Source organism: Kaistia adipata DSM 17808, from assembly GCF_000423225.1.
GTDB lineage: Bacteria > Pseudomonadota > Alphaproteobacteria > Rhizobiales > Kaistiaceae > Kaistia > Kaistia adipata.
Window position 1 is genome coordinate 210,750 of sequence record NZ_AUHO01000007.1, and the last position, 24,121, is coordinate 234,870.

The window sequence follows — 24,121 nt, forward strand, 5'->3', positions numbered from 1 at the left end:
CATGGCCCGTTGAACCCCGGCGCGAGGAGGCATATCCATGAGCCGGATCGGGCGGCCTTCGATGGCGACGCCACGCCATGGAACGGGAAGGGACGACGAACCGATGACAAGACCGCATGCGGGCGCGGCGTTTCATCCAGCCAGCGAACCCGAGTGGCGCCAGTTGGCGGTGAAGGCGCTGAAGGGCGCCGATTTCGAGGCGAAGCTCGTCTCGCGCTCGGCCGATGGCCTGCGTATCGAGCCGCTCTATGCCAAGGCTGCCGGAGGGCATCCGCGTCCCGTGCGTGCCGGTTCCGGTCCGTGGCGCGTCGTGCAGCGCATCGATCTTGCCGATCCCGAAGCGGCGCGGCGCCAGGCGCTCGAGGATCTCGAGAACGGCGCATCGGGCCTCGTGCTGGTCTTCGCCGATGCGCCAACGGCGCGCGGTTTCGGACTGGCCGATGCGGGGGCGGCCGCGATAGCCCGCGCGCTGGACGGCGTGATGATCGATCTCGTCGCGCTGCGGCTCGAGGCCGGCCGGGCTGCGCCCGAGGCGGCCCAAGCCCTGGTCGACCTCGCCAGGAGCCAGAACCTGCCGCTTGACGCGCTCGATTTGGACCTGGGGCTCGATCCCCATGCGTTGCTTGCGCTCGATCCCGCCGGTGGTGACGCGACCGCGGCTCTGCTGGATGCGGCGGTCGAACTGGCGAGTGCCTTCGGCGCCGAGGCGAAGAGCCGCTTCCTGCGGGTCGACGGGCGTGTCTGGCACGAGGCGGGCGCATCGGAAGCGCAGGAACTGGCGCTTGCGCTCGCCGCCGGCGTCGACCATCTGCGCGGGTTGGAGGCGCGCGGGATCGCGCCCGAGCGCGGCCGCCGCATGATCGCCTTCCTGCTCGCGGCGGACGCCGACGAATTCCTCGGCATCGCCAAGTTCCGGGCGCTGCGCCGGCTCTGGGCCTGCGTCGAGGCGGCCTGCGGCCTCGCGCCCATGCCGATCCGGCTCGACGCGGAGACGAGCTTCCGCATGCTGACGCGCCGCGATCCGCACGTGAATTTGCTGCGCAGCACGACCGCAGCATTTTCCGCCGGTCTCGGCGGCGCCGACAGCGTCACGGTGCTGCCGTTCACGCAGGCGCTGGGGCTTCCCGATGCCTCGGCGCGCCGCATCGCCCGCAACACGCAGATCATCCTGATCGAGGAATCCGGCCTCGGCCATGTGGCCGACCCGGCCGGCGGCGCCGGCGGTTTCGAGGCGCTGACCGACGAGCTTTGCGCCGCGGCCTGGGCGCTGTTCCAGCGCATCGAGGCGGCCGGCGGCATCGCCGCGGCGCTCGGAAGTGGACTCGTCGCCGGCGAGATCGCGGCTGTCGCGGAAAAACGCGAGCGCGACGTGCGGCGCCGCAAGCTGCCGATCACCGGCACGAGCGCCTATCCGCATCTTGACGAGGCGACGGTCGCCGTCCTCGCGCCGCTGCCGGCGCCGGCTGGCGCCGCTGATGTGTCGCCTTTCGCGCCGCATCGCACGGCGGAGCCTTTCGAGCGCCTGCGCGATCGCGCCGAGGCGATCGCCGCGCGGCGCGGGCGCGGACCGTCGGTCTTCCTCGCCAATCTCGGCACACCCGCCGCCTTCTCCGCCCGCGCCGGTTTCGCCAGGGACCTGTTCGAGGCGTCCGGCATCGCCGCGCCGATGAACGACGGTTTTTCGACGGTCGACGCGCTGGTGGCGGCGGCGGTCGCGTCGGGCGCCGATGCGGTCTGCCTCTGTTCGTCCGACGAGGTCTATGAGCGCGAGACGGGCCATGCGACCTATGAGGGCGAGACGCTGGTGGAGGAGGTCGCGCGCCGCCTCAAGGCCGCCGGCATCGCGCATGTGGCGCTGGCCGGAAGGCCGGGCGAGCGCGAGACGGCCTATCGCCATGCCGGCGTCGAGGCCTTCCTCTTTGTCGGCTGCGACGCTCTGGACTATCCGGGCCTGGTTCTCGACCGGCTCGACGAGGCTCTGAAATGACCCGTATTCCCGATTTTTCGACCCTCGGCTTTGTCGACGCGCCGATCGCGCTTCCGGCCGCTGGCCCCGACTGGGCGACACCCGAGGGCATCGCGGTCAAGCCGCTCTATGCCGCCGGGGATCGCGACCATCTGGAGGCGGTCGACAGCTATCCGGGCGTCGCGCCGTTCCTGCGCGGTCCCTATCCGACCATGTATGTGAACCAGCCCTGGACGATCCGCCAATATGCGGGCTTCTCCACGGCCGAGGATTCCAACGCCTTCTACCGGCGCAATCTCGCCGCTGGCCAGAAGGGCCTGTCGGTCGCCTTCGATCTCGCCACCCATCGCGGCTATGACAGCGACCATCCGCGCGTCGCCGGCGATGTCGGCATGGCCGGCGTGGCGATCGACTCGATCTACGACATGCGCACGCTGTTCTCCGGCATCCCGCTCGACAAGATGAGCGTGTCGATGACGATGAACGGCGCGGTGCTGCCGATCCTGGCGCTTTATATCGTCGCGGCCGAGGAGCAGGGCGTCAGCCCGGACAAGCTGTCGGGGACCATCCAGAACGACATCCTCAAGGAGTTCATGGTCCGCAACACCTATATCTACCCGCCGGGGCCGTCGATGCGGATCATCTCCGACATCTTCGCCTATACCTCCGAGCATATGCCGAAGTTCAACTCGATCTCGATCTCCGGCTATCACATGCAGGAAGCGGGGGCGACGCAGGATCTCGAGCTCGCCTATACGCTGGCCGACGGCGTCGAATATATCCGCGCCGGGTTGAAGGCGGGTCTCGATATCGACCAGTTCGCGCCGCGTCTTTCCTTTTTCTGGGCGATCGGCATGAACTTCTTCATGGAAGTCGCCAAGATGCGGGCCGCGCGCCTGATCTGGGCGAAGCTGGTCAAGGAATTCCAGCCGAAGAACGAGAAGTCGCTGGCGCTCAGGACGCATTGCCAGACCTCCGGCTGGTCGCTCGCGGCGCAGGACGTTTACAACAACGTCGTCCGCACGACGGTCGAGGCGATGGCGGCGACGCAGGGCCATACCCAGTCGCTGCACACCAACGCGCTCGACGAGGCGCTGGCGCTGCCGACCGACTTCTCCGCCCGCATCGCCCGCAACACGCAGATCTTCCTGCAGCAGGAAAGCGGCACGACGCGGATCATCGATCCCTGGGGCGGCTCCTATTATGTCGAGGCGCTGACGGCCGAACTCGCCGCCCGCGCCATGGCGCATATCGACGAGGTCGAGAAGCTCGGCGGCATGGCCAAGGCGATCGAGGCCGGAATCCCGAAGCTTCGCATCGAGGAAGCGGCGGCGAAGACGCAGGCCCGCATCGACAGTGGCCAGCAGACCGTCGTCGGCGTCAACAAGTACCGCCTCGCCGACGAACCGGCGATCGACGTCTTGAAGGTCGACAATTCCGCCGTGCGGGCTCAGCAGATCGAGAAGCTCGCCCGGCTCCGGGCGGAGCGCGACGGGGAAGCCGTCGCGGCGAGCCTCGAAGCGCTCGCGGTGGCGGCGCGTTCGGGCACGGGCAATCTGCTGGCGCTCGCGGTGAAGGCCGCCCGCGCCAAGGCGACGGTGGGCGAGATCTCGTCGGCGCTGGAGCGGGCCTGGCAGCGCCACAAGGCCGAGATCAAGGTCAACAGCGGCGTCTATCGCGAGGGTTTTGGCGGCAACGACGGCGCGCCGATCGAGCGGCTGACGACCCTCGTCTCGGAATTCACCCATGACGAGGGCCGGCGCCCACGCATCCTCGTCGCCAAGATGGGGCAGGACGGGCACGACCGCGGCCAGAAGGTGATCGCCACCGCCTTCGCCGATATCGGCTTCGAGGTCGTCATTGGCCCGCTCTTCGCCACGCCCGAGGAGGTCGCGGCGCACGCGATCGCGGAACAGGTGCATGTCGTCGGCGTCTCGTCGCTGGCGGCCGGCCATCTCACGCTCGTGCCGGAGCTGAAGGCCGAGCTGGCGCGGCAGGGCCGTCCCGACATCATGATCGTCGTCGGCGGCGTGATTCCGCCGCAGGATTTCGAGGCGCTGATGGCGGCGGGCGCCGCCGCGATCTTTCCGCCGGGCACGCCCGTTACCGAGGCGGCGGCGGATCTCCTGGAAAAGCTGCGCGGCCATCTCGGCTTCGCGCAGAAGCATCCCTCCGCCTATGTCTGAGCCGGCGGGGAGGGCGGTTCGATGACGTTCCGCCTTTCCCGCCGCATTGCCGGGTTCGCGCTTCTGCTGCTGGCGGGCGTCGCGACGGCGCCGGCCGCCGGCGCTGCCGAGGAGACGACCGTGCAGACGATCTGCCGGCTGATCGACGGTGCCGCCGACGCGCATGACCTGCCGCGCGACTACTTCACCCGGCTAATCTGGCGGGAGTCGAGCTTCCGTCCGCATGTGACGAGCCCAGCCGGGGCGCAGGGCATCGCGCAGTTCATGCCGGGCACGGCGGACGAACAGGGGCTCGACGATCCGTTCGACCCGGAACTGGCGATTCCTGCCTCCGCCAAATATCTGAAAAGTCTTCGGAATCGGTTCGGGAACTTCGGCCTCGCTGCCGCCGCCTACAACGCCGGCCCGACGCGACTGGCGAAATGGCTCGACAGCGGCGGCTACCTGCCGCTGGAAACGGAGGACTATGTCCTCTTCATCACCGGCCGCAGCGTCACTGACTGGTCTGGAAAGGTCGAGGTGTTGCTACCGGCCGATGAGAAGGCTGCCGAGGTCCCGATTGCCGATCCGAAATCGGCGGCCCTCGTGAAGCCGAAGGCGGCGGGCCCGACAAAGAAGGACTGCGAGACGCTGGTCGCGTCGATCCGCAGCTATGCGCCGTCGGTGATCGAGGGCGCCTATGCGCCGTTCGGCGTGCAGCTCTCGGGCAATTTCTCCAAGAGCCGGGCGATCGCTTCCTATCACCGCCAGGTGGCGCGCTTTCCGTCGATCCTGGAGGGCAAGCCGACGCTGATCCTCGGCAAGCGCGGCGCCGGGCGCGGAAGGCGGGCCTTCTATAGGGTTCGCCTGCCGGCTGAAACGCTGCGCGAGGCGACGCGGCTGTGCCAGTCGCTGCGAAATAAGGGCGGCGCCTGTGTGGTGCTGCGGAACTGACGGCCAGTACCGCTCCCTCGGGGAGAGGTAAAGGGCAGCCTCGAAGCACGCACGGCGTTGGGGCCGGACAGGGCCAAAACGAATAATCCGGGCGGCTCGCGCCGCCCGGATCCGGTTCGTTCAGGCTGGGATCAGCCCTTGTTGGGCTCGACCTTGGCGGCGATGAACTTGAAGTTCGACCACCACCACCACGGGCCCTCATAGTAGTTGTCGGCGCTCGGGTAGTTCTTCCAGTAGGTCTCGTTCACCGGAACGAACTTCGAGGTGCCGAACATCTCGATCGAGGGCAGGCCCTTGACCAGGTCCTTCAGCATCTCGGTGCCGAGCGGCACGATCTGCGGGTCGTCGGCCGGGATCGAGCGCAGCGTGTCGATCTTGGCGGAGAGCACCTCGTCGACATAGCGGCCCTGGTTCGAGGACGCGGCGGTGCCGTTCGGGCGGACATAGTCCTTGTGCCAGCCTTCGAGGCGGACGAACGGATCCGGCACGATGCCGCACGAGGCGCCCCAGTAGGAGCCGACCTCATAGTTGCCGGTGTTCTCGGCCGTGAAGAACGGGCCGTCCTGCATCTGCTGCACGTTGGTTTCGATGCCGAAGGCGTTCCACTCATTGGCCGCGGCGAAGGCGAGGCGCTGCGACTGCACCTCGAAATCGGCCGGCGCCAGGATGTTGATCGTCCAGGGCTTGCCGTCCGGCAGCATCCACTTGCCGCCTTCCTTCTTGAAGCCCTGGGCCTCGAGCATCTTGGTGGCCTGGTCCGGATCGAACTTCCACCAGCCGACGCCGAGCAACTCGCGGAGCTGGTCGGGATCGGTCGGGATCGCCTCGACGCCTTCCGCGCGCAGCTGTTCGCCGATCTTGATCGCGTAGTCCGGATCGAACGGCTTGTAGCCGTCGGCGAGCGCGAACTCCTTCAGCCAGGGCACCATCGGCTTGTGATAGGTGTCCATCAGCACCTTCGTCGGCGGCAGGGCGAGCGGCGAGGCGCGCAGCATGCCCGAGAAGGTGGCGATCGAGGCCTGCGGCAGGTTCATGGCGAGCGCCAGCGCCCACCGGGTCTCGGCCTTGTCGTAGGGCGCCTTCGAGGTGTTGAAGTGGATGCCGCGCTCGCACGGATCGTCGAGGTTGGCATAGGGGAAGCCGCCGAACCACGCCTTCACCTTCGGATTCTGCTTCTGCAGGATGTCGAGGCTTTCCGGCGAGATGTCGGTCAGGATGTCCATCTGGTTCTGCGCCATGGCGAGGACGCGCTTTTCCTCGGTCCCATAGGAGCGGAACAGCACGTATTGCGCCTTGGGCTCGCCGACGATCTGGCCGACATCGGAGTTTTTCCAGTCGTCGCGCTTCTCCCACAGGAACCACGAGCCGTTCGGATCGGAGCTCTTGTACTTGTAGGCGCTGATCGTGACCGGCGGGAAGTTGGTGAAGGTGGCCGGGTCTTCCTTCTCCCAGATGTGCTTCGGCACGACGTGGAAGGGATTGCCGTAGATCAGCGAGCCGAGCACGAGGGAGAGGCGCGGCGTCGGCTTGGTCGTCTCGATCTCGATCGTGTGGTCGTCGACCTTGGTGAAGCCCTTGATCGCGGCGTTGAAGGCGGCGCTGTAGGCGATCGCGTCGTTCTTGGAGATCATGTCGGCCGTGAACACGACGTCATCGGCGGTGAACGGCTTGCCGTCGCTCCAGGTCAGGCCCTCGCGCAGCTTGACGCGGAACTTGGTGTAGGTGTCGTTGAGCGGCTCCGGCATCGCGGCGGCGAGATCGGGGATCTGCTTACCCGACGCCGTGTCGATGTCCCACATCAGGGCCGAGGCCATCTGGTGGAAGCCGTGATTGATGGTGACGCCCTGCTGGTAGGGGTTCATCGTGCCCGGATTGGAGACGCGGGCGTTCAGCATGTCGACGATCAGCGTCTGATCGCGCGGCGTGCCGACATCGGTCATCTCCTGGCTGAAGGCGGGCGCCGCCGTCAGCATGGTGCTCGCCATGAAAAGGGCGGCGCCCAGAATGGCGATGCCGCCGCCGCGTGATTTGCGGATGGACTTGGTCATGCGTTCCTCCTCGATGATGTGGTGCAGTCCGGCAGTCTGACGTCGGGTTCTGGGGCGAGGCTCTCTCCGCTTGGCGCTCCGGCCTTTTTCACGCTCTTCGAACCCGGCGTCGGTAGTCCCCCCCTCTCAGGCCATGGCGCGGCGCGGCGCGCGCGTTCCGTCGCCTCGGCCTTGATCGCCTCGATCTCGGGCCAGCGCTCGCCGAGCCGCGGAATGGCGGCCATCAGCTCGCGCGTATAGTCCTCGCGCGGATTGGCCAGGATTTCCTGCGGCGCACCGGCATCGACGATGCGGCCCTTGTTCATGATCACGACGCTGTCCGACAGGTAGTAAGCCGTCGAAAGATCGTGGGTGATGTAGACGAACGAGACGCCCTTCTCCTCCTTGATCGTCTTGAACAGGTTGACGATGTTCATCCGGAGTGAGGCGTCGACCATCGAAACCGGCTCGTCGGCGACGATCAGCTTCGGGTTGGGGATCAGCGCGCGCGCGATCGAGATGCGCTGCAGCTCGCCGCCGGAGAACTGGCGGATATACTTGCCGCGGATGCGCTCCAGCGAGAGGCCGACCGAGCGCAGCGCCCCTTCGGTGATCTCCGCCGCGTCGCGATCATTGCCGGCGACCTTCAGATTGCGCGCGGTGGCGAACAGGTAGCTGTCGAGCGGCAGATAGGCGCTGAACGCCTCGAACGGGTTCTGGAAGATCGGCTGCACCAGGCGGCGGAACTCGAAATCGTCGATCCGGTCGCGGTCCTTGCCGGTGAGCGGCCGGCCGCCGAGGCGGATGGTGCCGCTGGTCGGCTCGACCAGACGCAGGATCATCCGCGCCAGCGTGGTCTTGCCGGAGCCGGATTCGCCGACGATCGAGAACACCTGCGGCTTCGGGTCGAGCGTCAGGCTGACGCCGTCGACGGCGGCGATCTGCTTGCCGCTGAACAGGCCGCCGGCACGATAGTTCTTGTGGAGGCCGGCGATTTCGAGAACGGGCTTTTCGGACATGCGCGGGCCCTCAGCGGAAATGGCAGGCGGAGGCGTGGTTCGGCGCCTTCTCGGCGAGCGGCGGCGACGCCTGGCGGCAGATCGCCTGCGCCTGCGGGCAGCGGGGCGCGAAACGGCAGCCGTCCGGCGGCGAGGCGAGGCTGGGCGGGCGGCCCTCGAGGCCGACGCGCTCGCCCTTCTGGCCGACGCGCGGCAGCGCGCCGATCAGCGCCTCCGTATAGGGATGGCGCGGGTTCTCGAACACCTCCGCCGTCGGGCCGACCTCGACGATCTTGCCGGCATAGGCGATCGCGATCCGGTCGGTCATCTGGTAGTGCACGCCCAGATCATGCGAGACGAGCACCAGCGTGTTCTTCAGCCGCCGCTGGATCTCGACCAGCATCAGCAGGATGCGCTTCTGCACGACGACGTCGAGCGCCGTCGTCGGCTCGTCGGCGAGGATCAGGCGCGGCCGCACGAAGGCGGCGATCGCCACCAGCACGCGCTGGCGCATGCCGCCCGAGAGCTGGTGCGGGTAGCTGTCGAGCACCGTCTCCGGCAGGCCGAAGCCGGCGAGGAACTCGATGATGCGCTGGCGGAGCTCCGCCTTGCCGCCCTTCTTCTCGCGCTTCGGCAGCGCGTCGACGATCTGCTTCTCGATCTTCATGATCGGGTTCAGCACGCTCATCGAGCCCTGCGGTACGTAGGACATCACGTCCCACCACAGGTCCTGGAAGCGAGCGGCGTCGCTTTCCGTGGTGCGGCCCGTTTCGGGATCGGTGAAGCGCCCGGTGACCTTGCCGCCGGCCATCTTCAGCCCGCCGGAGAAGTCACCATAGAGGGTGCGCATCAGCGTGGACTTGCCGCAGCCGGATTCCCCGGCGATGCCGAGGATCTCGTTGTCGTTGACGGTCAGCGTGACGTCGTCGACGGCCGCGACGAAGGCGTCGGGCGTGCCATAGCCGGCGCGGACATTCTTCAGTTCGATCATCAGCCGATCCTCTTGGCTGCCGAGCGGATCGCGAGACCCGACGAAATCAGGAACAGCGAGATGAACATCAGCACGATGCAGAGCACGGGCGCGCCGACCCAGAGGTAACGCTGCGCCAGCAACGCCTGATACTTGAGCGCCCAGTAGATCATCGTGCCGATCGTCGCCTGCTGCGCGCTCGACAGGCCGATGACGGCGAGGCTCGTCTCGGTGGCGATGCCGACCAGCACCGTGTTGATGAAGTTGGCCGCCGACCAGCCGGCGATATAGGGGAAGATGTGGCGGCCGAGGATCTTGTAGCGCGGCTCGCCGGAGAACCAGGCGACGTTGATGAACTCGCGCTCGCGCATGGTCAGCGCCACGGCGCGCACCTGGCGGCCGGGATAGGGCCAGTTGAACAGGATCAGCGCGAGGCCGACGATCGGCAGCGACAATTGTCCGCCGAACAGGGCCGCGAGCAGGATCAGGATCGGCAGGCTCGGGATGCAGAGCAGCGCGTCCATGAAGAAGGACAGCACGCGGTCGAGCCAGCCGCCGGAATAGCCGGCGGCGAGGCCGGCGAAAACGCCGATCAACGTCGAGAAGAAGGCGACGACGAGGCCGAGGATCAGCGAATTGTGCAACGCCCAGGTCAAGAGCCAGAAGATGTCCTGGCCGAGATTGGTGGTGCCGAGCAGGTGCGAGAAGCTGGCGCCCTGGTTGCGAGGCGCCTTGTACCAGGTGAGCGGATTGGTCGGCGCGAACCAGGGCAGGATCAGGCCGAGGACGACGAAGATGGCGAGCAGGGTGAGGCCGAGGCCGAGCCGGAAGGAGCCGATCTTGGGAAGCTTGAAGGCGCGCATGATCACCTCGCCCGGATGCGTGGATCGAGGAGCGGGTAGATCAGGTCGATGATCATCGTGGCGGTGGCGACGGCGATGATCGACAGGCTGATCGTGCCCATGAGCAGGTTATAGTCACCCTGGATCACGGCCATGTAGATCAGGTGGCCGAGGCCCGGATACTCGAACAGGATCTCGGTGACGATCGAGCCGTTGAACATCAGGCCGATCTGCAGAGCCAGGAAGGTGATCTGCGGCAGGATGGCGTTCGGCAGAATGTAGCGGGTCAGGATGCGCCGGTCGGGCAGGCCCTTGAGACGGGCATAGCGGGAGAACTCTTCCTCGGCGAGCTGGGTCGTCTGCGCCTTGACGCTGATCACCCACCAGCCGAACACCACCAGCACGATCGACAGCGCCGGCAGGATCGAGTTCCACACCACGCTCTTGATGAAGGCGAAGGTCCAGGGCGCGCCATGCACGGACGCGGTCAGCGGGAAGATCGGCCAGATGTAGGAAAACAGGATCGAGAGCACGAGGGCGAGGATGTAGTAGGGGATCGGGTAGACGATGATCGCCAGCCCTTCCATGATCCGCGACGAGACGCGGTTCGGGCGCCATCCCGCCAGCAGGCCGACGAAATTGCCGAGCACCCAGGCGATCAGCGTCGAGGTCAGCAGCAGGCCGAAGGTCCAGGGCAGCGCCTGCGCGATCAGTTGGCTGACCGGCGTCGGATACATGGCCAGCGACGGACCGAAATCGCCGGTCAGCACGATGCGCTTGACGAAGTTCCAGTATTGCGTGAGCAGCGATCCCTGCAATCCGAAGGCGTCGGTGAGCGAGGCGCGCAGCGCGTCCGACTGGGCGGCGTCCATGTAGGCGCCCTGCGAACTCACCTTGGCGAGCATCGCCTCGACGGGATCGTTGGGAGCGAAGCGGGGTACGAAGAAGACCACGGTCAAGCCGAAGGCGATCACCAGTACGTAGGAGATCAATCGGGTCGCGATCTGGCCAAGAAGTCTCATGGGCGGCGGTCCCGTCCTGTTGCATCGGGCTCGAGAGGCGGGTCCGTGCCGGGATGTCGGCGGGGCCGCCTGGCGCTCCCGGGATGTGGCGTCCCGGAAGCGCTTGCTTGATGCGGCTCTGGCGAGCCGGGACGGCGATCCGCGTGGCGACCGCCGACCGTGGGATCGGGCCGAAGCCTCAGATGATCTCGAGATAGTCGCTGTCGGGCAGCGGCGGGAACGGCGCCGCGGGAAGCGTCTGGTACCAGAACGCGACCGAGGCGATGTCGTCCTGCAGCGGCAGGTAGCGGCGGCGATCCCTGCGGTCGGTCCGCCAGCCGATCGCCTGTATCGTCACCTTGAGATCGCTCTCGAAGCGGACCGGATCGGTGATGTGCCAGCGATACATGCCGAAGCGGGTCTGCGAGCGATAGGTGCCGTCCGGCCGGATCACCTGCGGCAGGCCGGCATAGGCGGTGGTGAACTCGCGGTATTCGCTGGTCATGGTCTCGTCGACGACGCCGCCGTCGAAATTGTAGGCGCCGCAGAAATAGTCTTCCGTGCCGGTGCCGCAGATGGTCGGGAAGTCCTTGTCGCCATCCATGAAGAACTTGATCTCGCCTTCACCCCACCAGCCGGCATTGTTGACGCCCCAGGCCATGTAGGTGCCGACATACTGGCCCTGGCCCTTGACGCCGTCGAGGATGGTGTAGTCCTCGCCATAGGGCAGCGGATTGGTGCGGCGGAACTGGGCGTGGAAATAGGCGGCGTCGGCCGGAACCTCGGTCAGTGTGTAGTTGATCTGGTAGTAGATGATCGCATGGTCGTCCGGATCGCGGTTTTCCAGCGTGATCCGGCAATGCTTCCGGAACGGCATTTCCCAGTAGCAGTTGAAGGCGCGGCCGGGATTGACGCAGACGGCGAGCGAGGAGACCTGCGCATACTGGTTCCAGCCGGCGCAGAAGAAGTCGCCGAGCGGGCTTTCGACCGAGGGATGCTCCTGGCCGTCCCAATAGATGCGGAGGATCAGGTTGCGCCAGCGCACATTGGCGGGGGTCATCCAGATCTGCTGGATCGCACCGGGGCCTTCGATATCGGCGATGACGCGGGTTTCGCCGGCTTCCATGCGGATCGACGGCGACACTTTCCAGCCGAGGCCGCTGCCATCCTTGCCGAGGCCGCGGGCGCAGCTGGCGCCCGTGCCTTCCAGCGCCATGCCGCCCTTGCCCTTCTCGCCGGTGAAGTTTTCCGGGCTGATCGAGCGGGTCTTCGCCTTGGACAGAAGCGAGAGATTGCCGAGATTCATCCCGAGTCCGGAAAAGCCCTCTGACATTTTTCCTCCATGTCAGTGCATGCGACGTCGATCCGTGGCGATCAGCATATCGCCATCGGTTGGGTGATCGTTGAAGTGTCGATTTTCGATATTTCGAGACAATAGCCATCCTGCCGCAGAGTTTAATACTGCGACTTGATCACTATGATCAATTTTAGTCTGCTGCCTGGTGATTTAACCTTGGCGTTGTGTTTCCATCCGGGAGAATTTTATTATTTTTATTTCGACGCTTTGATCGAAACTAGGTTGTTCGACGCGTCTTATTGATGTGAGATGCTAGGATCCTAGTTTGGAGGTGTCAATGGCCATCGCGATGTCGCGGAGAAAATCTCCGCCCGGCTCCGAGCATCAGCCCGGCGACAATCCGTTTCCCGCCGAGGCGGCCATCGACCGGTCGCGGCCGATCGGCGAGCAGGTCTATGCGCTGCTCCGGCGGGCGATCGCGCATTGGCATCTGCTGCCCGGCGATCCGATCCCCGAGGCGCTGGTCACCCGCCGCTTCGACATTTCGCGTTCGCCACTGCGTGAGGCGTTCCGCCAGCTCGCCTCGGACGGGCTGGTGGTGATCCGGCCGCAGGCGGGAACCTATGTCTCGCCGGTCGACCGGCTGCGTTGGGAGGAGGGGCGGATCATCCGCCGCGCGCTCGAGATCGAGGGCATCCGGCGCGCCGCGCTGCATGTCTCGCAGGCCAATCTGGACGAGCTGGAGCTGTTGCTGCGCCAGCAGCGCCGCGCCGCCGAGGCCGAGGATTTCGAGGAGCTGATCGATCTCGACGACCGCTTCCATGCCGCGATCTGCAACCTGAGCGGCTTTCCCCGGCTCTGGCGGATGATCGACGGCGCCAAGGCGCAGATCGATCGCACGCGCTTCATGGCATTGCCGGAAATGGGGCGCGCCGACGCGACCTTGGCCGAGCATCAGGGCATCGTCGATGCGCTCGCCGCCCGGGACCCGGAGCTATCCGTCCAGCTGCTCGTGCGCCACCTCGACCGCTCCGACGAGGCGATGGCCCGGCTGTTTGCCGGCGGGGATTTCTATTCTGGCTTGCCGCCTGCGGGCTGAGGCGCCGGCAAAAAAGAAGCCCGCCGGTTGGCGGGCTTCCCGATCGCCGCGATGCGGCTCAGTTGAAGGGCGAGAAGCACTGCTGGCGCGGCCCCTGATAGGGCTGGAACGTGTTGTCCGAGGCGCGGTAGGAGCGGTAGCGGTCCTCGCACCAACGCAGGTGGCTGGTGGAGAGGTGCGGCGGCGCGACCTCGCGCGGCTGGCTGGCGATGGCGCCGCCGATCAGCGCGCCGACACCGAAGGCTGCCATCGGGTACCACCAGCCGTCGCTGTGGCGGCGATAGCCCGGGCGCGGACCGCGATGGCCGTGATGACCATTCCAGTAGCCGGGGCCTGGCGGACGCGGGCGATAGCCGGGACCGCCGTGGCCTGGACCGCCATGGCCGGGGCCTCCCCAACCGGGACCGGGGCCGGGACGGTTCGGTCCGCCATGGTTGGGTCCGCCATGGTTCGGGCGGCCGGGCCGGTCGCCGGGACGGCAGCCCTGGGGCGGGCAGCGCCGGTCCTGGATCTGGATGATGTCGGAGGACGGGCTCGCGCCCGGATCGATGCGCAGCAGCGGCGCGGCCTGCACCGGCAGGGTGGCGGCAGTGACGCTGAGGGCCAGTGCCGCGGCGCAGATCTTCTTGAGATCCATGGGACTTCCTTCTGAACGGGGCGTTCGGAGCTGGCCCGGAGTGGGGGCCGCTCGTCCGTCGATCCGCGATCCGGATCGCGGGCGCCCGAATCGCAAATATCAACTGACCGTCAGGATAACTGAATAATTCAAACGGAATTGTGTCCGGGCGCCCGGTTTCGCGGAAAGGTTGCCGGGGCGTCTCGGTCCGTGGGCTGTGAGGGCGGGGACTGCCGCAGGGATGGTCGCGCATCGCGCAGACGGATTTCGCCCTGGCGGCCTCGGTCGGGAGGGCATGGAGCGGGTGAAGGGAATCGAACCCTCGTATGCAGCTTGGGAAGCTGCCGTTCTACCATTGAACTACACCCGCATTCCAAGCAATTGATATTGCTCGTCTTTTCGCTAAATTGTCCAACTAGAACGGCGAATCCGCGGAAAGTGGGACAATATGTACCTGCTTCACCCCACCTTGATCAAGGCCATCGCCTTGCCGGCCTGCTTCTTCCGATTAGCTCGTTTCGTGTAGTGCGACGCCTGCTTTGCAGAGGTCCATCCGAAGATGGCCATCAGCTGAGACTCCGTCGCCCCGTTCTCAGCGGCGATCGTCGCGCCGGCCTTACGGAGGCCGTGCGCCGAGCATTGCGGCAGCCCTGCCTCGTCGCACCAGTCGCGCATGCGGTTCGACAGGCCTTTCGCCGAATACGGCTTGTGCTGATGCGTCATCAGGAAGGTGAGATTGTCCTGCTTGCAGGCGTCGAGGACCTTCTGAAGATCCGGCAGAACAGGAACGCTCACCTCGATGCCGCTCGATCGGCTCGTCTTTGCCGGCTTAAAATCGAGCCATCCGTCATTGACATGCTGTCGGCCGAACAACCGGACGTCGGAGACGCGGGCGCCCGTATAGAGCAATAGTGCGTAGGCCAGGCGGGCCTGGGTTCCGATCGGATGGCGAGCTTCGAACTGCAGCGCCTCGGCCACCGTCCATGCGTGGTGGCCGTCTGTGGCCGCGCTGAAGAGCTCGACCTTGGCCGCCGCGCTCTCCGTGATCATCTCCTGTTCGATCGCGAACTCGAACACCTGGCGCATGATCTTGATGACGGCATTCGCCGCGGCGGGCGTCGCCAGCTTTCGGTCGCGGAGCACCCGCACGGCTTTCGGTGTCATGCGGCTGATGGGGACATCCCGGAAGCAACGGCTATCGCCCGGGGCGATGGGCTCGTCGAAGGTCGCCTCCAGTACTCGGCGATACGCGGCCCGTGTCGGCGGGGTCATCCGCAGATACGGGGCATACTCCGCAAAGTAACGCTCGCAGACCCATCGCCACGACCCGGATTCCGATCTCTTCAGGCGGCGCTCATCGTTCGGCGCCTCATCTCGCAGAGCGGCGTGATAGGCGTCCATGAACTCCGTCGACCAGGGCGTGCCGAGCAGCCTTACCTTCGGGCGACCTGGGCGACGCAGGTAGATGCGGATGTTCTTGTAGCGGTCCCTGTCCTCGACGCAGCCGGGCGGCAGGCGGCGGGGCATGGCATTCTCCATGGTCTCAGGGGGCGAAGTTCCAGTCGTCACCATCAACATCCCCTAAGCCGGAAATCGCGTCAAACGCTGCGTCGAGTGCCCGGATGTCCCAGATCACACAGCCATCTATCCGAAAGGGTCTGGGCATCTTCCCTTCAGCAACCAGCTGGTCGAATTTGCTTGAGCCGACGCCGACATAGGAGGCGGCCTCTTCGCGCCGAAGTCCGCGTCGCGGCGACGGCCGCAGCGCCGCCACCATGATGGGCTGGTGGGCATTCATTCGTTGCCTCCATGGGCGGAGCGTGACTCCGCTCTATATCCCCGCGGATGCTTCACCGCTTCGAACCTGTGCACGTCTGGGAAGGTCACGGCATTCGTCGAGTGATCAGCGATGTCGAGCGCGCGGCCGAGTGGCTGCTCGAGCGATGGCCGCCGGCGTTCAAGGATACGCCCGCTCAACTGGCCGCTCGGATGGCCTGCCTCGACGCATGGGAGGGCAAGGTGGCTGCCGGCCATGCGCGCACCGCGTTCGTCGTGGCGGCGCGTGAGGCGGGAATTCTGGTGCCGGAGGAGATCGCCGTCCGCCCGACGCGCGAGCTGTCGGCCCAGCGCTGGAAGTAGGCCGCTCGGCCGGGCCTCATTCCCCATGGCGATGCGGGGCTTGCGGCTGCTCATTCGAGCACCTCGGTCGCCATGCTGTCGGTCGGCTTGCCGCCGGCGGCGATGTGGGCGTCGAACCGGGCGCGCAGATCTTCAGGCTTGCTCGGCTCCTCGGTCTCAAGATCCACGAAGCCATCCGGCGCGTCGATCAGCACCTGATAGGTCGGCGCGCAAGCGGCGCACATCATGTCGCCACTGACGTCCGGATAGTAGTGATCGCCGGCGTGCATCCGCTTGCCGCATCCGAGGCAGGCGCCCAGGTCGTCCGTCAAGCTGGCCCGCCGTGCCAGTTCGTCTGCCACCTTCCGGCGAGCATCCTCCTCGTTGGGCTCGTCGACCTCGAATTCGTCGTCGCTGACCGCATCTTCGGCGGGCGGCAGCTGGGCGTAGTAGCGGGTCTCGACGACACCACCTCGCGAGATCGCGACGACGGTGCCCGGTTCGATGCCCTCATTGTCGAAGTATTCATGGGGGGCGCTGATACCGGCCTCGGAGCTGGTGTCCTCGGCGGGCCAGTACCAGTCGCAGGCGTCGAGGATCTTCTTCAACCGCGCGTTTTCCGCCTCGGCGGTGCGGGCGCGCTCCAGATAGCGATTGTTCGCCTCGAGCAGCTCGGCGACGCGGAGGTGGTGTCGGAGCATATCCGCTATGAGCGGATCAAGATTGAGCGTCTCCTCGGCCCGCGCCAGCATGAACGCCACATCCCAGTCATTGAAGGAGTGGGGGCCCTGGTAGCCGTTTGCCCGGGCTTCAAACCATGTCGCCAGGCTGTCGAGCATCGCTCGGTCGATCTCGCGGCGCTTGTTCATGACGGTATGGCAGCTCATGCTGCGGCTCCATTCTGGGTGAGGAAGCTGTCAACCGGCGCGATGTCGATGGCCTCGGCCTCGATGCGGCGCTCGCGGTTGCGGCGGCGGGATGCGGCGCCGCCGCGATCCCAGCGGACGGCGCCGCCATGACTCTCGCGCCAGTGCAGGAAGTCGTTCGCCTTCTGGCGCAGGGCAGGGGAAATGCGTGTGCGCATGGTCAACCTCGCATGGGCATGATGACGACGCCGCGGCTGTCGTCCTGGTCGTCGGAAAGTATGAGCGGGCTTTGCGGGTCGCTGATCGAGAGCGTGATGTCGTCCGAGGCGAAGCTGCCGAGGCCCGTCACGAGATATTGCCCGTTCACGGCGATGGTCTGAGCCGGCCCTTCGAGAATGACATTCAGGTGATCCTCGATCTCGGCCGTGGTCGTCGCGGATGCCGAGGTCAGCGTGAGGCCGTCGTCCTGTTCGCCATTAAAGGCGAGGCGGATCTGCTTGCTCTCCTTGTCGAGGATCGCGACGGCGCGGCCGCTCGCCAGTTCGAGCTGGCGGCGCGGCATCTTCACGAAGGTGACCGGGTTGGCGGGAATGACGCGGAGATAGTCCGGATAGCGGCCATCGATCAGCTTCGACAGCATGCGCCAATGGCCGAGTGCGACGCTGAGCTTGGTCTCGCTGACGGCGCAAGCGACCGGCTCGGTCGCATCTTTGTCGGCTCGCTTCGCAAGCAGGGGGAGAATTGTCGAGACCGTCTTGCGCGGAATGATGACAGCTCGCATGCCGGCGGCGGCGTCCGGCAGGTCGGTATGGGCCCAGGACAGGCGATGGCCGTCCGTGGCCGCAGCCGCGAGCTGCGCCTTGCCGTCCTCCTTCTCGCGGGTGTGCAGGTACACGCCGTTGAGCCAGAACCGCACTTCTTCGTCCGACATGGCGAACTCGGTGGCGGCCAGCAGCTTGACCAGATGCCCGACCGGGATCTGGAACTCGTGCTCCCAAGCCGCTGCCTCTGTCTTCGGGAAAATGTCGGCACCGAGCGTGAGCAGCGACGCCTTGGTGCGCCCGGCCCGGATCTCAAGGCGCAGGCCGTCGTGATCGAGCGCGATCTCGGCGCCGTCGGGGAGGCGGCGCACCAGGTCGTGCAAGTCGCCATGGTTGACGCAGAGCTCGCCGGGGCGGAGCACCTCGGCGGCAACGCGATCCGTCGTCTCGAGATCGTGGTCCGTGCCGGTGACGCTGAGTTCCGCGCCAGACGCGGAAAGGCGCACGCAGGCGAGAATCGGAATGGTGGTCCTGGCCTCGACGGTCGCCTTGCAGGTGGTCAGCGCCGCCAGGAGATTGGAGCGTTCGATGATCAGCTTCATGGCGTGAGCTTTCTTCCGGTCTCGCGCTCGAGGAGGGCGGTGATCGGGTGCAGGTCGGGGATGGCTCGGACGAGGTAGGTCAGAACGTCCGGCAGGCGCCGGGTTTCGTCGCCCATGCCCTTTGTCAGCGCGTGAATTGCGAGATCGATGTCCGGCTCACTGGCTATCGCACGGCCATCCGCATCGAAGTCGAGAGGCTCGCCACATGCGCCACAGATCATCATTTGCGTTCCTCCCCGATCCAGACTTCCAGGTTGGCGATGATGGCGTGGTCGTGCATGCCGTCCTCGATCAGGCCGAGGAGGATGAGCGTTGCCGTGGCGACCTTGGAGACGATCGCCCGGGGCGGCGTGATGCCGCCATTGCGGGCCGCCTGCAGGTCGGGTGCGGCTTCGGTCAGCAGCTGCTCGGCCTGCGCCAGGGCGGCGCGTTCGCTTCGGGTAAGCTCCGTCATCCGGGCAGCCTCCCGCAGACGAAGGCGACAAGGGCGATGCCGGCCAGGCAGGCGGCAAAGGCATTCCAGCTCGCCGCCGTGCTGTCCTGCACCGCGGCGATCATTTCGGTGATCGTGCGCATGGTTTGGTCTCGCTATGGGTGCTCTAGGCGAGCGTGCTACGTATTGGTGTGCCGGCCCGAGTCACCGGGCCGGCTTCCGCAACCCCCTCGAACTGGCTGAAGCCGAGGAGATTACGAATGGGAGAAGCAACATGGCAGGCAGTGAGGGAGCCCAAGCCTTCGGAGCCGAGGCCTCGACCGGAACCGCGGCCGACCGGGCCAGGGAACGAGACGAGGGATTCGCCGGTGGGCCCTCGGCCTCCGAGAGACGGGCGGAACTGAGTCCCGCCGAAGAGCTGCAGTTCGAGCTGATCCGGAACGCCCGGTATCACGAGGATCGCGAGCGGTTTTTCGATGGCGTGCATCGCTGGCTGATGTTCGCCGTCGTTGTTGCTGGCACAGCCGCCTTTGCCAATCTTGCGGGCCAGAACCGAACGGTTGGAATATTCGTCGCGCTGCTGACGACCATCGCAGGTCTTGCTGACCTGGTCTTCGATCTGTCCGGCAAGGCCCGGACCCATGGCTCGATGCGGCGCCTGAGCTTCGCCCTTCTCGGTGAGTTGGAGGGTGGTGCGGACCTCAGAAGCATCAAGGCCAGATTGTTGACGTCCTACGGCGACGAACCTGCCCCGAATGGGACGGCTGGCGCCTGCGCCTACAACGCGGCGATGCTTGCTATGGGGCGACCATCTGAGCATCTGTTTGCCATTGGGCCGTGGCGTCGGAGATTCCGACACTTCAGGGCCGGCGATGGCGACTTGAAGACGTATCATGAGCTCAACCTTCATCCGCCCGCCGACCTCAAGAATGCGGGATAGTGTCCGGTGAGACGCGGCTTCGGCGGGGGAAGAGGGCGGGAGGACCGAAGCCGCGCTGGCCTGACGCTTCCGCGTCAGGCGGCTGCCTGGCGAATGGAGCGACGCTGCGCTTCCTGGTTGGCTGCGCCGGCGTGCTCGGCGATCTCGGTCGCGGAGAAGCCGTAGTTGCGCAGGTCGGCTTCGGTGCAGCTGCCGCCGCCGGCGGCGAGATTGATCATCTCGGAGGCCATCAGGTCAGGCAGGCGGCCGAGGCGGCGCGCCTTGTCGAGCGCGGTCTCGCGCATGGTGCGGGAGGGGCGGGAAAAGCGGGTCTGGGTCGAAAGCATCGCGATCTCCATCGTGAACCTTGAAAGGTTCGGCGCGGGCCGCTGTTGCGATTGAATGGCCGTCGGCGTCGCGTCGATGATGGATATCAACACGACAACATGATTTATGTCAACATCGAATATGTTGATTGTGTTGGGCGGCTACAGCTTCGAGACCCTGCCAACCACCCGGCCGATGATTCTGAGGACCGAGAGCGACATCCGGTCCTCGCCGTAGGCATCCCGATTGTCTGAGATCACGCGGACCTCGTCCGTGCCCAGTACCTTCTTGAGGGACTTCACCCGGGGCTCTCCGTCGCCGTCATCGAACACGTAGATCGCGTCAGGTCCGAATACGTTCTGCCGGGTGTCGACGATCACGCGGTCGCCAGGCCAGAGCGTCGGGGCCATGGAATTGCCGATCACCGACATGAATACGCTGCCGTCTGGGTTGGCCTGCAGTTCGTGGCGATAGAAGGCATCCGGCAGTACCCACTCGGCAATCACGCGATGGCCGGTGACGCTCGAACCTGCTGAAATTGCGATACTTCTGGTGTCCCCGACCGCGCCTTCCCCAGCTCCCGGCATGACGTCGATTTCTGGTCGCGCGCCGGGCAAGCGGGGCTTGTAGTGATCGGCCGTGTAGGCTGCGACGCCATCTGCCTCGAAATCCGGATCGGGGTCGAACTCCTGGCCGAGCGGCACCCGTTTCGGGCCGTCCTCCTCGCCAGTCAGCAGCCATGCGGCGCTGACGCGGAACTTCTTCGCATAGATCTTGGCGGTCTCGGCGTCGAACTCATTCTGCCCGTTCTCGTGGGCGTTGTAGGTCGATGGCTTGAGGCCGAGGGCGAGCGCCGCCTTTGCCGCCGACGTGAACTTGGCCGCGATGCGAGCCTCTTTGAGGCGGGAGTGCATAGTTTCCATGGCGGAACTATCACACTTTATGTCAACATCAATCATGTTGACTTGCAAGCACGTTTCGTGTGAGTTCTGGCGAATGAACACGATTGGCGACCTCATCGACGCATTCGGCGGTAACACGAAGTTTGCGGCCGTGATCGGAAAGAACGTTTCGACGGCTTCCGAGATGAAGCGGCGCGACTCCATCCCGATCGACTATTGGCCGCTGATCATTCAGGCGGCGGCAGAGCGGGGCATGGCTGGCATTGATGCTGATCGGCTGATGAAGCTGCACCTCAAGGACAGCTCATGACGGTCGGCCTTGATGATCGCCTGCGCCGGTTCGAGGGCTCCGATTTCCCGGCTGTGGCCGGACCGAGAAGCGGCCGCCTGCGTGCTGCCGTGACTGCCCTCGGTCATCGCGTCCTTGGGCGTTTCCTCCCCAGACTTTGGACGGGCCGGCCCGCGCCGCGCCCGTCCGCTCTTTTCCTGGGCGACCTTCCCGACGATCGGCATCCGCGCGGCCCTCCCTGAGGCGTTCCTGACCGCTCGAAACTGACAGTTCGCCTTCGTTTTCGCACCGAAAAACCATGGGATGCTTTTTCGTGGACGCTATCGCTTTGCCTGTTGGCCTGACTTCCCTGATGAAAGAGGCGACGCGCCAGCTGGTGCTCGCCGCCGGCGGCCCCGCGAAGGTCAAGATTCTGACCGGCGTTTCGGACGGCCAGATCTCGCGCTGGCAGGGCGGCGCCTATCCCGATCTGATCCCGAGCTGGGCCGTCACGCTGATCGAATTCCATACGCAGGAACCGATCTGGGCGACCATGCTGGCGTCGCTCACCTCGCATCGCCTCGTCGCCGTCGCCGATTGCGCCGATGGCGGCGACGATCTCAATGGCGACCTCGTCGGCGACCTGGTCGGCGTCGCGCAATCAAGCGCCGAGGTGACGTCGTCGCTCGGCAGCGCGCTCGCCGATCGCGACGTGACGCCGGGCGAGGCCAAGGCCGCGCTGGCGACGATCGGCCGGCACGAGCACCGGTTGACGGCCACCAAGCGCCGCCTCTCCGTCGTCGCCGCGCGGGGCGCCTGACATGCGGCGCAGCCTCTCCGTCCCGCGCGTGCCGCGCGACACGCTCTGGCGCGCCATCGGCATCGCCATGCTCTGGCTCTCCTTCGCCAGCGTGCTGCTCCTCTCCGGGGCCAAGATCCTCTCCATCGCCATCGAATGGGTGAAGTCATGATCCTGACATGCCACGCATGCCCGCGGCAGTTCTGCGCGCGGGGGAAGCTTTCGACGGTCGCCGAGCTGGCGCGGCTCTTCGGTTGGACCCGGCGCGCCGGCGGCGACGGCTTCCTCTGCCTCGCTCATGGAGGCGCGGCATGACCTGGAAGCAAAGCCGCTCCGGCCTCGCGATCGACCTGGTGTGGCCGGATCTCTCGGCAATCGATGTTCGCGTTGATGTCGCCGTGCCGCTATCGCTGATCAACCGCTTCGACGGCCACGCCAGCTTTTCGGAATGGCACGGCTATTCCGTCGCCCAGCATTGCTGTCTGGGTGCCGACGCCATCCTGCATGAGACGGGCGGCGACACCAACGCGGCGCTCGCCTTCCTCCTGCACGACGCGCATGAGGTTTTCTCCGGCGACATCACCACGCCCGTCGCCGAGGCGCTGGACAGGATCGCCGACGACAGGAGCGTCGGCGGCATGCCTGGCCTGGTGCGTGCGGCCATCAAGGGCATGAGGCAACGGCTCGACGCCGCGCTCTACGCCCGTCTCGGGCTCGACTGGCCGCTTCCGCCGCGCATCGCTGAGATCGTCGCCGAGATGGACATCCGCATGCTCAAGGCCGAGCGCGACCAGTTCATGGCGAAGCCGCCCGCGCCCTGGCATGCCGCGGTCGAGGCGGCCGCGCCGATCCCCTCGCTGAGCTGGCTCAGCTTCGAGCCGAAGCGGCCGGGCTTCTGGGCCGACGAATGGATGGTGCGGGTCTTTGCGTGGCATCCGTCGCAGGCAATCGACGTGTTCGGCGACGTCATCACAATGGGCGTCGATGTGGTCGCGGAGGGCGCGCCATGAGCGAGGACGTCTATGACCCCTATGCCGCCGGCCGCATCCGCGCCGGCAAGACGCTGAAGCCCGACGCGCCGCCGGCCGATGACGGCGCGGTGGAGCGGATCGCCTCGCAGCAGCTTCGCTCGATCGTCGAGCGGATCGAGCGGCTGGAAGAGGAGAAGAAGGGCATCGCCGACGACATCAAGGGCGTCTACGGCGAGGCCAAAGCGAATGGCTACGACACCAAGGCGCTGCGCAAGATCGTGGCGCTCCGGAAGAAGGACGCCGGCGAGCGCGAGGAAGAGGAATCGATCCTCGAACTCTACAAGAACGCGCTGGGGATGGTGTGATGGAACAGTCAAGCGCTCCCCTCCGCATCATCGACAGGCCGCCGGCCGGAACGCCGCAGCATCCGGCCCGGCTTGCCACCGGCGCCGCACCGCAGCTGTCGTGGCTGTCGATCGATCTTCTTGTCGTCGACCCCGCCTATCAGCGCGAGATCTCGAGCAGCGGGAGAAAGAACATCCGCCGGATAGCGGATGGCTTCCGCTGGACGCGCTTCTCGCCGGTGATCGTCGCGCCCGTCGAGGGCGGCCGCTTCGCCATTCTCGATGGCCAGCACCGCACGACGGCAGCGGCGATGATCGGTATCGACAGCGTGCCCTGCCAGATTGTCTTCGCGACGCCCGGCGAGCAGGCCGAAGCCTTCACGGCGATCAACGGCGCGACGACGCGCGTGCACAATCTCGCCCTCTACAAGGCAGCGCTCGCCGCCGGCGATGCCGAAGCGGCGCGGATCGCCGAGGTTGCCGCTCGGGCCACGGTGAAGATCCTGTCGTCACCGACAACCGAGCTCAAGCAGAAGCCCGGCGAGACCATGGCGATCGGCGCGCTGAAGGAAGCCATTCGCGCCTATGGCGATGAGGCCACGATCCTGGCGCTCCGTTGCGTCCGCGAGACCCACAACAATGTGCAGGGCGGGCTGCCTGCCGCCATCATCACGGCGATGTCGCATTTCGTGGCGCGGGCGCTCTCTTTCGACCACCAGCCGACGGACATCCTCGCCTTCTTCGAGAGCGTCCTACTGATCCGCGAGCTCGACAAGGCCAAGATGACCGAACGTCCCAAGGGTACGGCGGTCTGGACTGTGCTCGTCGCCCGTCTCGACGCTGCCTGGACGAAGCACCTGGGAAGGGCTGCCTGAC

At 66.2% G+C, this 24,121-nt stretch carries 28 protein-coding genes, 1 tRNA gene and 1 pseudogene; 12 read left to right on the plus strand and 18 right to left on the minus strand.

Going from position 1 to position 24,121, the window contains the following annotated elements; genetic code table 11:
• The first annotated feature begins 103 nt into the window (after positions 1 to 103).
• From G539_RS23775 to G539_RS0105855, 3 genes are read left to right on the plus strand one after another with little or no spacing between them, the layout of a single operon-like run.
• Positions 104 to 1,987: a methylmalonyl-CoA mutase subunit beta gene (locus G539_RS23775; RefSeq protein WP_051231133.1), complete on the plus strand. Its 1,884-nt coding sequence runs from the start codon at positions 104 to 106 to the stop codon at positions 1,985 to 1,987.
• A complete protein-coding gene (gene scpA / locus G539_RS0105850; RefSeq protein WP_029074376.1) occupies positions 1,984 to 4,152 on the plus strand; it encodes a methylmalonyl-CoA mutase in 2,169 nt (722 codons plus the stop codon). The genes G539_RS23775 and scpA overlap by 4 nt, the downstream gene beginning before the upstream one ends.
• Positions 4,153 to 4,173: 21 nt before the next feature.
• Entirely contained in the window at positions 4,174 to 5,085 is a 912-nt protein-coding gene (locus tag G539_RS0105855) for a lytic transglycosylase domain-containing protein (RefSeq protein ID WP_029074377.1), read from the plus strand.
• Between the two features lie 131 nt (positions 5,086 to 5,216).
• Here the strand turns inward: G539_RS0105855 and G539_RS0105860 are convergent, their stop codons facing one another.
• From G539_RS0105860 to G539_RS0105885, 6 genes and pseudogenes are all read right to left on the minus strand, one after another.
• Positions 5,217 to 7,133, minus strand: coding sequence for an ABC transporter substrate-binding protein (locus G539_RS0105860; RefSeq protein WP_029074378.1), 1,917 nt, complete (start codon positions 7,131 to 7,133; stop codon positions 5,217 to 5,219).
• 212 nt (positions 7,134 to 7,345) lie between these two features.
• A pseudogene (locus G539_RS23780) lies at positions 7,346 to 8,131 on the minus strand (ABC transporter ATP-binding protein); the annotation flags it as partial.
• A 10-nt stretch (positions 8,132 to 8,141) separates the two neighbouring features.
• Positions 8,142 to 9,101: an ABC transporter ATP-binding protein gene (locus G539_RS0105870; protein ID WP_029074379.1), complete on the minus strand. Its 960-nt coding sequence runs from the start codon at positions 9,099 to 9,101 to the stop codon at positions 8,142 to 8,144.
• The gene (locus G539_RS0105875) at positions 9,101 to 9,943 is read right to left on the minus strand and encodes an ABC transporter permease (RefSeq protein ID WP_051231134.1); all 843 of its coding nucleotides are present in this window, start codon (positions 9,941 to 9,943) and stop codon (positions 9,101 to 9,103) included. Before G539_RS0105875 ends, G539_RS0105870 begins: the two co-directional genes overlap by 1 nt.
• A 2-nt stretch (positions 9,944 to 9,945) precedes the next feature.
• Positions 9,946 to 10,944 carry an ABC transporter permease gene (locus G539_RS0105880; protein ID WP_029074381.1) on the minus strand — a complete coding sequence of 333 codons (999 nt, stop codon included), beginning with the start codon at positions 10,942 to 10,944 and terminating at the stop codon, positions 9,946 to 9,948.
• Positions 10,945 to 11,122: 178 nt separating this feature from the next.
• Positions 11,123 to 12,256: a glycoside hydrolase family 172 protein gene (locus G539_RS0105885; protein ID WP_245576810.1), complete on the minus strand. Its 1,134-nt coding sequence runs from the start codon at positions 12,254 to 12,256 to the stop codon at positions 11,123 to 11,125.
• Positions 12,257 to 12,557: 301 nt separating this feature from the next.
• On the opposite strand from G539_RS0105885, the gene G539_RS23785 reads away from it, so the two are divergent.
• Complete coding sequence (locus G539_RS23785) at positions 12,558 to 13,319, plus strand: GntR family transcriptional regulator (RefSeq protein WP_051231135.1); 762 nt, start codon at positions 12,558 to 12,560, stop codon at positions 13,317 to 13,319.
• A 58-nt stretch (positions 13,320 to 13,377) separates the two neighbouring features.
• Here G539_RS23785 and G539_RS0105895 read toward each other — a convergent pair whose 3' ends face one another.
• The 4 genes from G539_RS0105895 to G539_RS0105910 form a co-directional block, all read right to left on the minus strand.
• The gene (locus tag G539_RS0105895; protein ID WP_029074383.1) at positions 13,378 to 13,956 is read right to left on the minus strand and encodes a BA14K family protein; all 579 of its coding nucleotides are present in this window, start codon (positions 13,954 to 13,956) and stop codon (positions 13,378 to 13,380) included.
• A gap of 275 nt (positions 13,957 to 14,231) precedes the next feature.
• Positions 14,232 to 14,305 (minus strand) — tRNA-Gly (locus tag G539_RS0105900).
• Positions 14,306 to 14,394: 89 nt separating this feature from the next.
• The gene (locus G539_RS0105905) at positions 14,395 to 15,462 is read right to left on the minus strand and encodes a tyrosine-type recombinase/integrase (RefSeq protein WP_029074384.1); all 1,068 of its coding nucleotides are present in this window, start codon (positions 15,460 to 15,462) and stop codon (positions 14,395 to 14,397) included.
• Between the two features lie 16 nt (positions 15,463 to 15,478).
• Positions 15,479 to 15,733, minus strand: coding sequence for a helix-turn-helix transcriptional regulator (locus G539_RS0105910; protein WP_245576811.1), 255 nt, complete (start codon positions 15,731 to 15,733; stop codon positions 15,479 to 15,481).
• A 47-nt stretch (positions 15,734 to 15,780) separates the two neighbouring features.
• On the opposite strand from G539_RS0105910, the gene G539_RS23790 reads away from it, so the two are divergent.
• On the plus strand, positions 15,781 to 16,074 hold the full coding sequence (locus tag G539_RS23790; protein WP_084639846.1) for a DUF982 domain-containing protein: 294 nt from the start codon (positions 15,781 to 15,783) through the stop codon (positions 16,072 to 16,074).
• A gap of 50 nt (positions 16,075 to 16,124) precedes the next feature.
• Here the strand turns inward: G539_RS23790 and G539_RS26075 are convergent, their stop codons facing one another.
• From G539_RS26075 to G539_RS27655, 6 genes are read right to left on the minus strand one after another with little or no spacing between them, the layout of a single operon-like run.
• Positions 16,125 to 16,940 carry a hypothetical protein gene (locus G539_RS26075; protein WP_051231137.1) on the minus strand — a complete coding sequence of 272 codons (816 nt, stop codon included), beginning with the start codon at positions 16,938 to 16,940 and terminating at the stop codon, positions 16,125 to 16,127.
• The gene (locus G539_RS0105925) at positions 16,937 to 17,137 is read right to left on the minus strand and encodes a hypothetical protein (RefSeq protein WP_029074386.1); all 201 of its coding nucleotides are present in this window, start codon (positions 17,135 to 17,137) and stop codon (positions 16,937 to 16,939) included. Before G539_RS0105925 ends, G539_RS26075 begins: the two co-directional genes overlap by 4 nt.
• 2 nt (positions 17,138 to 17,139) lie before the next feature.
• The gene (dnaN, locus tag G539_RS0105930) at positions 17,140 to 18,282 is read right to left on the minus strand and encodes a DNA polymerase III subunit beta (protein WP_029074387.1); all 1,143 of its coding nucleotides are present in this window, start codon (positions 18,280 to 18,282) and stop codon (positions 17,140 to 17,142) included.
• Positions 18,279 to 18,506, minus strand: coding sequence for a hypothetical protein (locus G539_RS0105935; protein WP_029074388.1), 228 nt, complete (start codon positions 18,504 to 18,506; stop codon positions 18,279 to 18,281). The genes dnaN and G539_RS0105935 overlap by 4 nt, the downstream gene beginning before the upstream one ends.
• Positions 18,503 to 18,736 (minus strand): hypothetical protein, encoded by a 234-nt coding sequence (locus G539_RS0105940; RefSeq protein ID WP_029074389.1) that lies wholly within the window; start codon positions 18,734 to 18,736, stop codon positions 18,503 to 18,505. Before G539_RS0105940 ends, G539_RS0105935 begins: the two co-directional genes overlap by 4 nt.
• Positions 18,733 to 18,858: a hypothetical protein gene (locus G539_RS27655; protein ID WP_281173885.1), complete on the minus strand. Its 126-nt coding sequence runs from the start codon at positions 18,856 to 18,858 to the stop codon at positions 18,733 to 18,735. Before G539_RS27655 ends, G539_RS0105940 begins: the two co-directional genes overlap by 4 nt.
• 131 nt (positions 18,859 to 18,989) lie before the next feature.
• Between G539_RS27655 and G539_RS0105950 the strand changes: the two genes are divergently transcribed.
• Positions 18,990 to 19,655 carry a hypothetical protein gene (locus G539_RS0105950; protein ID WP_156911849.1) on the plus strand — a complete coding sequence of 222 codons (666 nt, stop codon included), beginning with the start codon at positions 18,990 to 18,992 and terminating at the stop codon, positions 19,653 to 19,655.
• A gap of 74 nt (positions 19,656 to 19,729) precedes the next feature.
• On the opposite strand, the gene G539_RS0105955 is transcribed toward G539_RS0105950, so the two are convergent.
• Together G539_RS0105955 and G539_RS0105960 are read right to left on the minus strand one after the other, a co-directional pair.
• Entirely contained in the window at positions 19,730 to 19,981 is a 252-nt protein-coding gene (locus G539_RS0105955) for a hypothetical protein (RefSeq protein ID WP_156911851.1), read from the minus strand.
• Positions 19,982 to 20,122: 141 nt separating this feature from the next.
• Positions 20,123 to 20,875 carry a S24 family peptidase gene (locus G539_RS0105960; protein ID WP_029074392.1) on the minus strand — a complete coding sequence of 251 codons (753 nt, stop codon included), beginning with the start codon at positions 20,873 to 20,875 and terminating at the stop codon, positions 20,123 to 20,125.
• Positions 20,876 to 20,957: 82 nt separating this feature from the next.
• Between G539_RS0105960 and G539_RS27280 the strand changes: the two genes are divergently transcribed.
• From G539_RS27280 to G539_RS23800, 6 genes are all read left to right on the plus strand, one after another.
• A complete protein-coding gene (locus G539_RS27280; protein ID WP_029074393.1) occupies positions 20,958 to 21,173 on the plus strand; it encodes a carph-isopro domain-containing protein in 216 nt (71 codons plus the stop codon).
• A 331-nt stretch (positions 21,174 to 21,504) separates the two neighbouring features.
• Positions 21,505 to 21,951 carry a hypothetical protein gene (locus G539_RS0105970; protein ID WP_029074394.1) on the plus strand — a complete coding sequence of 149 codons (447 nt, stop codon included), beginning with the start codon at positions 21,505 to 21,507 and terminating at the stop codon, positions 21,949 to 21,951.
• A gap of 1 nt (position 21,952) precedes the next feature.
• Positions 21,953 to 22,102, plus strand: coding sequence for a hypothetical protein (locus G539_RS26960; protein ID WP_156911853.1), 150 nt, complete (start codon positions 21,953 to 21,955; stop codon positions 22,100 to 22,102).
• A 139-nt stretch (positions 22,103 to 22,241) separates the two neighbouring features.
• Positions 22,242 to 22,940 carry an HD domain-containing protein gene (locus tag G539_RS0105985; protein ID WP_029074395.1) on the plus strand — a complete coding sequence of 233 codons (699 nt, stop codon included), beginning with the start codon at positions 22,242 to 22,244 and terminating at the stop codon, positions 22,938 to 22,940.
• Positions 22,941 to 23,029: 89 nt separating this feature from the next.
• Complete coding sequence (locus G539_RS0105990; RefSeq protein WP_029074396.1) at positions 23,030 to 23,266, plus strand: DUF2312 domain-containing protein; 237 nt, start codon at positions 23,030 to 23,032, stop codon at positions 23,264 to 23,266.
• The gene (locus G539_RS23800; RefSeq protein ID WP_051231138.1) at positions 23,266 to 24,120 is read left to right on the plus strand and encodes a ParB N-terminal domain-containing protein; all 855 of its coding nucleotides are present in this window, start codon (positions 23,266 to 23,268) and stop codon (positions 24,118 to 24,120) included. The genes G539_RS0105990 and G539_RS23800 overlap by 1 nt, the downstream gene beginning before the upstream one ends.
• The last annotated feature ends 1 nt before the right edge of the window (position 24,121 follow it).